This is a genomic window from Vibrio sp. 2-1-2a (assembly GCF_032648565.1).
Classification (GTDB): Bacteria; Pseudomonadota; Gammaproteobacteria; order Enterobacterales; family Vibrionaceae; genus Vibrio; species Vibrio diabolicus.
On sequence record NZ_WBOH01000006.1, the window covers coordinates 231,526 to 244,493 of the forward strand.

The window sequence follows — 12,968 nt, forward strand, 5'->3', positions numbered from 1 at the left end:
ACATGTTTAAACGTAATCTTATCTCTTTGGCTATCCTGGTTGGTCTGACGGGTGGCTTGGCTGGCTGTAACAGCGACAACGATTCTTCCTCTTCACTACCGGGCGATCCAATTGTTGATCTTGCGGTGTTGAAATACGTCGATCCTATGATCGGCACAGCAGCTTCTGGTCATACATTCCCGGGCGCGACGGTACCGGCAGGTATGGTTCAACTGTCCCCAGACACTTTCATCGGCTCTAACACAGACCATGAATCAGGACTTAACCCTTGGCACTCGGCTTCTGGCTACTGGGATTCATCCAACTACGAAACTGGCGAAGTGGTTAACACTGACGTTCCGCTGTACGGCTTCTCCCATACTCACCTTTCAGGTACAGGCGCAACGGACTTAGGCGACATCTTGGTTCTGCCATACGCAGACATGGCGAACACACAGCTGAACTCTTTCGACAAAGCCAATGAAGAAGCAAGCGCAGGCTACTACAAAACCAAGCTAAACCAAGGTCAAATCGAAGTGGAACTGAGCGCAACCAAGCGCGTTGGCTTGCACAAATACACCTTTGCTGATGGCGCAGACCGCAACGTGAAGTTCGATTTGGGCCATACCCTAATGAACAACAACGGCAAGTCTTTGAAGAACAAAGTAGAAGTGGTGGACGAATACACCATTCGCGGTCGTAAAACCTCAACAGGCTGGTTCCAAGGGCAAGATCACCAAGGTCAGGACATCTTCTTCTACGCGAAATTCAACCAACCAATCGCCAAAGCAATGTTGGGCGAACAAGACCTGGAACCAACGCGCGAAATGCGTAATGGTGCGGTTTACTCAGGCGATGACCTGACCGCTTACCTAAACTTCGGTACAGGCGAAGATCCAATTGAAATCCGCGTGGGTATCTCTCCAGTTAACTGGCAAGGCGCACAGAAAAACTTAGAAGCGGAAGCACCAAGTTTCGACCTAGCAAAAGTAAAAGAAGACGCAGAATACGCGTGGGCTGAGAAGCTGGCGAAAATCAAAGTTGAAGGCGGCACTGACGCAGAGAAAACCAACTTCTACACTGGCATGTACCACATGATGATCGCACCAATCGAGTTCTACGATGTGGATGGTCAATACGTGGATATGCTTAGCACAGTGCGCACACTGAAAGATGGCGACACACCAAACTACTCGATTTACTCAACGTGGGATACGTTCCGCGCCGTTCACCCAATGTGGACCATCATCGACCCAGATCAAGCAACGCTATACGTGAAAGACTTGATTCGTAAATCCAACGACGAGTTTGGTCTATTGCCGAAATGGGAAGGTCACGGCTCAGAAACCGGCACCATGATCGGCTACCCATCGGCAGCAATTCTAGGCGATGCGGTAACCAAAGGCTTGATTGATGCAGAGCAAGCTTACACCGCGTCAGTAAAATCTGCACGTTACACGCCGCATGAATACCCACAGATTCATGACGACATCCTAAGCTCACTCATGGCAGGTCAGTTGAACTACCACGAGAAAGAACAGTGTGTTCGTTACCCGAACTGGAACTCAGTGTCGTACTCGTTGGAATTCTCATTCTACGATTGGACGATCGCAGAGATGGCAAAAGCCGCTGGCGATATGGACGCGTACGAAGAGTTCAAAGCTCGTTCTTACAATTCTCTGAAACACTGGGATGCGAAAGCAGGTAACGCAGACGGCACGGGCTTCTTCGTACCAACAGAACTGAAAGAAGGCGACCCATGTGCACTGAAATACGCTTCAACTGACTTCGACCCTTACAAGTCTGACGCGTTCTACTACACAGAAGGTAACGCGTGGCAGTGGCAATGGGCATTCATGCAAGACTTAGACAAGCTGACTGAAATCATGGGCGGCACGCAAGGTCTGAACGACAAGCTGAACAACCTATTTACTGCCGATCCAAATGGCGGCGAAGCACACCAAGACATGACAGGCTACATCGGTCAGTACATTCACGGTAATGAGCCTTCGCACCACGTCATCTACTTGTACAACCGTACTGAAGAGTCTTACAAGGCGCAGGAATACCTAGACCAAGTTTACGACCAGTTCTACAAACCGACGCCAGACGGCATCATCGGTAACGAAGACGTAGGTCAAATGTCGGCGTGGTACTTGATGTCAGCACTGGGCTTCTACCAAATCTCGCCAACCGATCCAACCTACAGCATCGGTCGTCCAATCTTCGACAAAGCGACGGTAGACATTGGCTCTGGCACCTTCACGGTAACGGCTGAGAACAACGGTCCAGACAACATGTACATCAAAGAAGTGACCATCAACGGCAAGCCTCTGGATGTGTACAACACCTTCCAGCACAGCGAATTCAAAGCAGGCGGCGAACTGCACTTCGTGATGACGGCTGACAAGTCTGAAGCAATGCAAGCCAACCTAGGCGAATAATGATTTTGAGGGGACCTCGTGTCCCCTTTTCTCGTGGAATAAAAACAATGAAACTAAAAAGAACCCTACTCTCTACTGCAGTGTTAACCGCCATGCTTGGTCTTGCTGGTTGTGGCAGCGACTCTGACCCAGAAACTCCAGTTATCTCTACCCCTACTTTGGAATTCGTTGATACCTTGATTGGCACTAAAGGTCTTGGCAACGTCAACCCGTCTCCAGTTATGCCAGAGGGTATGATTCAACCGTCCCCAGATAACTTCGATCCAAACGGTTGGAATGGCAAAGGCTCGCCTGTTGAATACGATCCTGTGCACAGTTTGCTTTCTGGCTTCTCAATGACCCACATTTCCGGCGCAGGTAAAGGCGACCTAAACGACTTCGCCTTCTTGCCATACACAGGTTTTAATACCGACGCCGTGACCATGGATAAAAGCTCGGAAGTGGCAGAAGTTGGTTACTACTCGGTTGACCTTGTAGAAACTGGCGTAAAAGCTGAACTGTCGGCAACCGACCGCGTGGCGTTCCAGCGTTACACCTTCAAGCCGGGTGAAGACCGCAAAGTACGTATCGATCTTCAACACGAACTGTTGGAGCAATACGGCAACCACTCTCGCAGCATCTACTACAAACGCGTTAACGACACTACCGTCGTAGGCGCGCGTACCTCAAACGAATGGGGTCAATGGCAAACTGTCTTCTTCGCGGCAGAATTCTCTGATCCAATCATTGAAGAGAACCTGTACACCAAGCTGGCTTCTGAGAGCAAACTCACTCCAACTGACGCTACCGAAGTCGGTTTGGAAGATTACCGTGGTTACGCAGAGCACAAACCAATGCCGGGCGAACCAGAACCTGATCCAGAACGTCTGGCAAAACGCGCAAACGATGTCCTGACGCACTTGAACTTTGGTAAGAGCGATGAGCCATTGGTCGTCAAAGTAGCGATTTCTGGCACTGGCGTTGACGGCGCACTGAAAAACCTAGAAGCAGACACCAACGGCTGGGACTTCGACAACGTCGTACAACAAAACCGCGTGGCTTGGGAAAACATCCTTGGCGAGTTTGAACTGGAAGGCGGCAACAAAGCCGACAAGACCATGTTCTATACCTCGCTCTACCGTACGTTTGTTGCTCCATTCCTATACCAAGACGTAGACGGAAAATACCGTGGCATGGATGGCAAAGTGCACCAAGCAGAAGATGGCTTAGTGAACTACTCAGTGTACTCAATGTGGGATACCTTCCGCGCCGCACACCCACTGAAAACCATCATTGATAAAGACCGCGCGATTGAACACGCACGCGATCTATTGAACAAATACCAAACGGGCGGCGTGTTACCAAAATGGGAACTGCACTCGGATTACACCGGTGAAATGGTCGGTCACCCTGCGGTCTCGGTTATTGCCGATATCATGGTCAAACACCCAGAAGCCTTTACCACTGCTGAGTTTGATTTGGCACTGAAAGCCGCTGACGAAACAGTCAACTTCAACCTTGATAAAACAGAGAGCTGGGTGCCTTACCAAGACGCTTGGAACGGTGACAAACGCTTCACGGTCATGACGGGTCATAACGACTACCAAGAAGACGTCGGCTTTATTCCAGCCAATACCAAATGGGCGCCGGATTCTGGCGACAAACCGGGTTATGTGGAAGGCTTGAAAGTCGACAAATACGACGAGCTCGTGAACGAATCGGTGTCTTACGGTCTTGAGAATGCTTACTACGACTGGTGTATCGCTCAGATCGCTAAACTTGCGGGCAACGACCAACAGTACGACCGCTACATGGCACGCTCTGAATCGTTCAAGAACTACTTCGATTACAACCCAGAGCAATACGGCAAACTGCAAGACACCAAAGGCAATGCATTGGGAGCAACGGGCTTTATGCGTCCGGCTTACATGAACAGCGGCAGCAAAGTTTGGGCAAACAACCTGAAAGCCGAATGTTTGGACGAGAACATGGCGCTGTCTATCCCAGACGGTATGGACTACAACGCGTGTAAAGACCGCAAAGCACTCAACGAAAGTGACGTGTTCTGGCCTTACCGCGCCGAGCACCGTGGTGAAGACTTTACCGAAGGCAACACATGGCAATGGACATGGTTTGCACCGCACAACTTGAATGGTCTGGCTAACGTGATGGGTGGCGAGCACATCGACCGTACTGACTTCTCTCTTCCAGAAGATGTAACCGAACAAGGCAAAGCGGCATTCTTAGCCAACTTGAATGCGCTGTTTAATGCGGACTCCAACGCCGATACGAGCCAATCACACGACATGTCTGGCTACATCGGTCAATTCGTGATGGGTAACGAGCCTGATCACCACATTCCTTACCTATACAACTGGACGGCGGAACCTTGGAAGACACAAGAAATTGTCGACCAAGCGATGAACGAGTTCTACCACCCAACGCATGAAGGTCTTATTGGTAACGAAGACGTCGGTCAGATGTCGGCGTGGTATGTGATGTCTGCATTGGGCTTCTACCAAGTCACACCGGGCGAAGCAAGCTACACCATCGGTCGTCCTCTGTTCGACAAAGCCGTGATTCCAGTCGCGGACGGTAAATTCACTATCACCTCAGAAAATAACAGCCAAGAGAGCATCTACGTGAAGTCGGTGACCATCAACGGCAAACAATTGAGTGACAACTTCAGCTTCGCGCACAGCGATTTGAAAGACGGTGGTGAGCTGCATTTCGTCATGACTTCAGACAAATCTGAAGCGATGAAAGCGCAGTAGTCGAGACCTATCCAAATAACGAAAGGGGGCATCTAGCCCCCTAAAAAACTTCACTTCAGTGGAACCATAAAAATGAAACTAAAAAGAACCCTTATCTCTACCGCTATACTCGCTGCCATGTTTGGTCTTGCTGGTTGTAACAGTGATGACGACAACAGCAAATCTGGTACACCATCCCTCGATACCACACTAACTCAATACGTCAATCCATTGATTGGTACAGGTGCAGATGGTCACACCTTCCCTGGGGCGGTTGTGCCTTACGGTTTGGTACAACTTTCTCCTGATACCGAAATGGAAGGCTGGGGCTCTGCTGCAGGTTACTTCGACCACGGTAAGCTGACTGAAATCCCAGTGTATGGTTTCTCCCACACTCACCTTTCTGGCACAGGCATTACCGACCTTGGTGATATCTTAGTTCTGCCTTTCACCAAGAAAGAAAACGCCGTTTTCAACACCTTCGATAAAGACAACGAAACCGCAGAAGCGGGTTACTACGCGGTTGAACTGAACAAAGGCGAAATCAAAGCTGAGCTAACTACCACGCAACGTGTTGGCTTCCACCGCTACACCTTCAAAGAAGGCACCACGCCACACATCAAGTTCGATTTAGACCACACCCTCAACAAAGGTCACTTCAACAACCGCACCATGAAGGGTGATTTAGAGTTCATCGACGCTTACACCATTCGCGGTTTACGTAGCTCGAACGGTTGGGCGAACAACCAGCACGTGTACTTCTACGCCACCTTCAACCAACCTATCGTCAAAGCCATCGCTTTGGTTGACGGCGCAGAAACGGAAATCGATGTAAACAACGACAACATCGACGCAGTGAAAACCATTGCTTACCTAGAATTCGCCCCATCATCAACACCGCTAGAAATCCAAGTAGGCTTGTCACCAACAGGCACAGAAGGTGCGGAGAAAAACCTAGAAGCAGAAGCAAAAGACGTGTCATTTGATACTGCGCGCGCTCAAGCCAACGACGCATGGCACCAAGAGCTTAGCCGCATGATGGTATCTGGCGGCACAGAAGATCAAAAAGAAATCTTCTACACCGCGCTTTACCACGCTTCTATCGCGCCAATGATTTTCCAAGATGTCGACGGTCAATACCCTGCGATGCGTACTCGCATTCAAAAAGACGCGGGCGACACACCAAACTACTCTGTGTACTCCATGTGGGATACCTTCCGTGCAGCGCATCCACTGAAAACCATTATCGATCCAGAACGTGCCGAAGAGTTTGCCAACGACTTGATTCGTAAATACGAAGATGGTGGCATCTTGCCGAAATGGGAACTGCACAGCCATTACACTGGCACTATGATCGGCTTCCCTGCGGTCTCTATCATTGCTGACGCGATGGCGAAAGGTTTGGACATCGACCCACAACTGGCCAAAGAAGCGGCTGAGTTTACGGTGCGTTACCACGAGGCATCTGAATTCCCAGATTGGACGGAAGACAACAACATCGGCGCAGCAAACGTTGTGCAAGTGAAGGTGTACGAAGAAAACGGCTTTGTTCATCACGGCTACTGGAACAGTGCATCTTACACGCTTGAGTTTGCATATGGCGACTGGGCAATGGCAGAAATCGCGCGCATGGCTGGCGATGTAAAACTGCAAGAAGAGTTTATGACTCGTGCCGACAACTGGCTTAACCATTGGGATGCAGAGACAGGCTTCTTACGTCCGAAAAACCACCCGCTGAGCTCATCACCAAACAAACCGCCTTTGGAGTTCAACCAACCAATTGATGAAGAGCGTTTGGATGAGTGTGAAATGGTTGAATGGCCTGAAGGCTCAGGTGTGATGAAAGAGAAATGCCCACTGCTACCATTCGACCCTTACTACGTGGACGAGTTTGCCTACACCGAAGGGAACGCGTGGCAATGGAAGTTCCAACCAATGCACGATTTCAACCGTCTGAAACAAGAAATCTACCAAGCAGACTTGGCACAAGGCAAAGACACCACGCCAGAGAAAGCCTTCCGTGAAGACTTGGACGAGCTATTCAATGCGCGTTCTTCAAACACAGGTGAAGAGCTGCCAGATCTAACGGGTTACATCGGTCAGTACATGCACGGTAACGAGCCATCGCACCACATTCCTTACCTATACGCGCTAACGGATGAGCCATGGAAAGCGCAAGAGTACCTAGACCGCATCATGTCAGAGATGTACACCAGCGAACCAACTGGTTTGATTGGTAACGAAGACGTAGGTCAAATGAGCTCTTGGTACTTGATGTCGGCCATGGGCTTCTACCAAGTGACGCCTGCGGATCCGGTCTACACCATCGGTCGTCCTATGTTTGATGAAATCACCATTCCAGTGGAAGGCGGCGAATTCACAGTCATCGCAGACAACAACAGTCCACACAACAAGTACGTGAAGTCCGTAACCATCAACGGCAAACCGCTGGATGCCAACTTCACCTTCAAACACAGCGAAATCAAAGTGGGTGGCGAGCTTCACTTCGTCATGACGGGTGACAAGCAAGAAGCGCTTCAAGCTCAGTAACGTTTTATTTAATTCGTGTTTAAAGAATAAACAGATAGATTAACTCAGAGGCAGGACGTAACTCGCTTCCTGCCTAAGGAATCAAGATTATGAACTTTACGAAAACCGCTATCGCCACCGCAGTGATTGCAAGTGTTATTGGTTTGGCTGGCTGCAACGATGACGACGATAACACCTCACCAAGCGTCGATACTTCCAACCTAAAATACGTCGACCCATTCATTGGAACCGGCTTTAACGGACACACCTTCCCGGGGCCTGTTGTGCCAGAAGGCATGGTGCAACTGTCTCCAGATACCGAGCTGATCGGCTGGCACTCTTCATCAGGTTACCACTTCGATAAAAAGACCCTATTTGGCTTCTCCCACACTCACCTATCTGGCACGGGTATGGGCGGCTTAGGTGACATTCTGTTCCTGCCGTTTACCGAAGATAAAGCTAAATACATCGAAGACAGCGACGACTACCGCGAAGCGATTTCGGTCAAGATGGACAAAACCTCTGAAGTGGCAGAAGCAGGTTACTACTCTGTGAAGATTGCAGAAAACGGCATCAAAGCTGAGCTTACAGCTTCTGAACGTGTCGGCTTCCATCGTTACACCTATCCGCAAGGTCAACCACAACGTCTGAAGATAGACCTCAACTCCATCCTTAACAGCGACTGGGGTTCGACCTCTCTGCGCAACAAACTGACGGTGAGCGAAGACGGTCATACCATCACGGGCGAGCGCGATGCAGCGCACTTCTCTGGCTGGGCGAAAAACCAAAAAATCTTCTTCTATGCGACTTTCGATAAGAAGATCAAAGACGTCTACATCCTTGCTAATGGTAAGCCTGTTGACGGCCTAACGGCAGAGCACGTTTCTGAATTGATTTACGATGACCAAGGTAATCCAGTTAAGCGTGTCAAAGCGGACGTCACTGCCTACATCGAATTTGAAGATGAAGGCTCACAAGAATTGAATGCGCAAGTGGCGTTATCTGCGGTTGACCCACAAGGTGCAGAAAACAACTACGATGCCGAAGCGAATGTCTCTTTCGATACTGCGCGCAACAACGCACGTGAGAAATGGGCAAAAGCGCTCAACTTCTCTATCGAAGGGGGCACGGAAGATCAGAAAGAGATCTTCTACACTGCGCTTTACCACACCAAAATTGCGCCGATGGTGCATCAAGACGTAGATGGTCGATTCCGTGGCATGGGCAAAGGCTCAATTCGTGAAGGCGAAGGGGAATACTCCATCGCTTACGGTCAAGCAACAGAAGAACAGCCAAACTTCTCGGTTTACTCTCTATGGGATACCCAACGCGCGTTACACCCACTAAAAACCATCACAGAGCCAACTCGCGCGGTGCAATACGCGAAGAATCTAGTTCAGAAGTACACTGAAAGCGGCTTGCTGCCGAAATGGGAGCACTTAGGTGACGAAACAGGCACCATGGTCGGCTACCCAGCGGTAGCAGTGATTGCGGATGCGATCACCAAATTCCCAGAAGAGTTTACTCAACAAGAGAAAGACCTGGCGCTGAAAGCCGCGATCGACTCTTCGACTTACGACAACTACCCTGCACTGCAAGCCGATTGGGATCAGGGCGTATTGGATCGCACTTTAACCAAGCACATCGATTACATTGAGAAAAACGGCTTCACGCCAGCTATCCAACGTGTCGATGGTGAGCCAGTATTTGAAGACTACACGGTTGAGTCTGTTTCTTACGGTCTAGAAAACGCGTTCTACGATTGGGCTATCGCGCAAATCGCCAAAGCAGCCGGTGATACTCAAGCGGAAGAGCAATACCTTGAACGCTCGAAAGGCTACAAGAAGTACTTCGATTACAACCTAACGGAATACGCAGAACATGGCGTGACGGGCTTTATGCGCCCAGTGATGATTGATGAAACCTTCATGACGCCATTCGACCCATACGGTACGGAACACGAGACTGGCAACTACACCGAAGGTAACGCGTGGCAATGGACTTGGTTTGTACCGCATGACATCGCAGGCTTAAAAACCATCATGGGTGGCGATGCTGAGTTCCAGAAGAACCTAGAAGCCACCTTCACCGCAGAAAGCCAAGGCACAGAAACACCGGATATGTCTGGTTTGATTGGTCAAGTTGCGTTTGGTAACGAACCTTCGCACCACATTCCTTACCTATTCAACTGGACAGCAGAACCTTGGAAGACACAACAAGTCGTCGACCACATTCTGGATGACATGTATTTCGCTGCGCCAGAAGGCGTCATTGGTAACGAAGACGTGGGCGCAATGTCCGCTTGGTATGTGATGTCTGCATTAGGCTTCTACCAAGTGAACGCAGCAGAACCTATTTACACTGTGGGTCGCCCGTTATTCGACAAAGCGGTAATTCCGGTGAAAGGCGGCACGTTCACCATCACCACAGAAAACAACGCCGATGACAACATGTACATCAAGTCTGTCACCATCAATGGCAAAGCTTTGGATAACGGTTTCTTCTTCGACCATTCCGAGTTCAAACCTGGTGGTGAGTTGCACTTCGTGATGACAGGCGATCAATCAGAAGCGATGAAAGCGCCTCAATAACCTTCACTTGAAATGTGTTCCTCAGGCCAAATCAGTCTGAGGAACATAAGTTCAAATCAATCCCTTCCACTAATGACAGTGTCATTTCTGCCGCCGAAATTTCTTTGCAACCCGACGAATTTTGTCCGCACCACAACGGCGTAAATTCATCTCGGTTTTGCTTCTCCATAAGCGCTCTTAACTGAGTCATTTCAATGGAAGCATATGGGAATTTCGGCGCAGACTCACAGATGTAACCTAGCTCCGACATCGCGCGATTCACAATGCCTCTCGCTGGTCGGCCCGAGAAAACATTGGTCACAGCGGTATGTTGCGCGCGTTCACTGGCAATGGCATATCGATGTAAAGACGATGTTTTCGCCTCATCACACAACAAATAGGCGCTGCCAACTTGAACGGCACTCGCTCCTAATCTCAACGCGGCTTCCACCCCACTTCTATCAGCGATTCCGCCTGCAGCAATAACGGGCAAATTCACCCGCTTGACGATTTTCGGTAACAACGCCATCAAGCCTAATTGAGTAGATAAATCATCCGATAAAAACATGCCTCGGTGTCCACCAGCCTCCAAGCCTTGGGCGATAATGCCGTCAACGCCTTTTGCTTCCAGCCATAGTGCTTCATCCACCGTGGTCGCTGACGAAAGGATCTTCCCGCCCCACCCTCTAATTCGAGCTAACAGCTCATCGTCTGGCAAACCAAAGTGGAAACTAATCACTGGCGGTGCAAATGGTTCAATCGCGTCAGCAATATCATGATTGAAAGGCATTCTTGTCGGAGCGTTTGGCTGAGCCTGTACGGTTGCACCAACTTCAGCAAAATACGGTTGCAGCGTTTTTTGCCACTCTTCGTGCTTGTTGGCGTCATATTCCGGCATTTCATGGCAAAAGAAGTTGAGGTTGAACGGTCGGTTGGTTGCCTGTTTGATAAGTTGAAGTTCTTTTACGATGGCGTCTTTGTTCAGCATTCCACAAGGTAACGAGCCAAGCCCGCCAACATTACTGACAGCTATGGTCATTTGGCTGTCTTGCACGCCGGCCATTGGCGCTTGAATAATCGGTAACTCTGTTCCCAAAAGTGTATTAAATACCTTGTTTATCATGATCTTTCCTTGAAAACTTAACCTTTACCTGTGATGGCTCTGCGCCATAGTTATCCAGACTAGACTTTCACATGATTAACCACTTATAAAGTTAAAGTGATGCATTTGTGCGCTATGCACTTTTGATAGAAATGACAAAGGGAGCCTATGGCTCCCTTGATATAGTGGCGAACAAGAATTGAAATGGCTATCGTGCTACATCTGATTCAAGCTCTAATTCTGCAACAGAAAGCATGGCAAACTCTTCTTCGGCGGTTGCTGCAACCAATTTGTTGCGGCTGTACAACCCATAATAAACACCACCGATAAGAAACAATCCCATTGTCATGAAAAAGGCTGAGGGATCAAAAGCATAAACACCTGTCATTGCGATCAAAGAAAGCACCAGAGAAATACTCGAAGTAATTATCCCGCCAGGCGTTTTATATGGGCGAGCTAACTCCGGCTGTTTAATTCGCAATAAAATATGGCTCAAGGACATTAATGCGTACGATACAGTCGCACCGACAACAGCCATCGCCAAGATTAAGTCCCCCTCTCCCGTAAGGGAAACCAAGAACCCAAAAACGCCCGGAACCAAAAGCGCACGAGAAGGCACTTTTTTGTCACTGGTTAGTGACAAAGTTTGCGGTAAATAACCCGCGCGGGAAAGCGCAAACACCAAGCGACTGTAACCATAAATGATAGAAAAGAAAGACGCGATAAGGCCTGCCAATCCAAGTAGGTTCACGGCCATTGCTACCGTTGAATTGCCTGTAAGCTTCAGCGCGTCAACTAATGGCACCGAGCTATCGCCTATGACCTGTGAACCAACCGCACCAGCCAAAAGAACGACTACTAGAGTTGCGGTTAGTAATAAAAACAACATCGCACCAATGATGCCTTTTGGAACATCTTTTGCCGGATTTTTTGCTTCCTCTGCCGCTAAAGGTACACCTTCAACCGCAAGAAACAACCACATTGCAAATGGCAACGCCGCCCACACGCCATACCACCCAAACGGCAAGATTTCTGTTGCCTGAGCCGTCGCCGGAGCAATATCGAATAAGTTATTAACATCAAAGTGACCAATAAGCACAGCAGCAGTGATTAGAATAGCTAGCACAGCCAAACCGCTGATGATCATCATTACTTTGAGAGCTTCGCCAACACCTGCCATGTGAATAGCGATAAAGACGGCGTAGAAAAGTGCGTAAACAACAGGGCCATCGATACCAACCAATTCATTCACTGCTGAGCCAATAAAAATTACTATCGCAGCAGGTGCGAGCGCATATTCAATCAAAACTGATAAGCCAGTGAAAAAGCCACCTGTCGGCCCCATCGCCTGTCTTGCGAAGCTGTAACCACCACCCGCAGCAGGAATAGCCGCAGACATTTCAGCTAAAGACAATACTAGCGTGAAATACATTACTGCCATCGCGATAGCAGCAATAAGAAAGCCTCCCCATCCTGCTTGAGCGATGCCAAAGTTCCAACCGGCGAAGTCACCAGATATAACATACGAGACACCTAAGCCAGCAAGTAAAATCCAACCTGCGGTGCCTCTTTTTAGCTGCCTTTTGGCCAAGTACTCCTGATGTTTAGACAT

At 49.2% G+C, this 12,968-nt stretch carries 6 protein-coding genes; 4 read left to right on the forward strand and 2 right to left on the reverse strand.

Translation table 11 applies throughout. The features are described from left to right. Nucleotides 1-2: 2 nt before the first annotated feature. The 4 genes from F7Y48_RS17445 to F7Y48_RS17460 all read left to right on the forward strand — a co-directional run bounded on the left by F7Y48_RS17445 (nucleotide 3) and on the right by F7Y48_RS17460 (nucleotide 10,275). Entirely contained in the window at nucleotides 3-2,423 is a 2,421-nt protein-coding gene (locus tag F7Y48_RS17445; RefSeq protein ID WP_316685145.1) for a GH92 family glycosyl hydrolase, read from the forward strand. Nucleotides 2,424-2,470: 47 nt separating this feature from the next. Beyond that, nucleotides 2,471-5,176 carry a GH92 family glycosyl hydrolase gene (locus F7Y48_RS17450; protein ID WP_316685146.1) on the forward strand — a complete coding sequence of 902 codons (2,706 nt, stop codon included), beginning with the start codon at nucleotides 2,471-2,473 and terminating at the stop codon, nucleotides 5,174-5,176. A 72-nt stretch (nucleotides 5,177-5,248) separates the two neighbouring features. Further along, nucleotides 5,249-7,705, forward strand: a complete 2,457-nt coding sequence (locus tag F7Y48_RS17455) for a GH92 family glycosyl hydrolase (RefSeq protein WP_193447444.1) — start codon at nucleotides 5,249-5,251, stop codon at nucleotides 7,703-7,705. A gap of 89 nt (nucleotides 7,706-7,794) precedes the next feature. Further along, on the forward strand, nucleotides 7,795-10,275 hold the full coding sequence (locus F7Y48_RS17460; RefSeq protein WP_316685147.1) for a GH92 family glycosyl hydrolase: 2,481 nt from the start codon (nucleotides 7,795-7,797) through the stop codon (nucleotides 10,273-10,275). Nucleotides 10,276-10,306: 31 nt separating this feature from the next. Here F7Y48_RS17460 and F7Y48_RS17465 read toward each other — a convergent pair whose 3' ends face one another. Both F7Y48_RS17465 and eat read right to left on the reverse strand, forming a co-directional pair. Beyond that, nucleotides 10,307-11,377: a nitronate monooxygenase gene (locus F7Y48_RS17465; protein ID WP_316685148.1), complete on the reverse strand. Its 1,071-nt coding sequence runs from the start codon at nucleotides 11,375-11,377 to the stop codon at nucleotides 10,307-10,309. A gap of 187 nt (nucleotides 11,378-11,564) precedes the next feature. Next, nucleotides 11,565-12,968: an ethanolamine permease gene (eat, locus tag F7Y48_RS17470; protein WP_316685149.1), complete on the reverse strand. Its 1,404-nt coding sequence runs from the start codon at nucleotides 12,966-12,968 to the stop codon at nucleotides 11,565-11,567.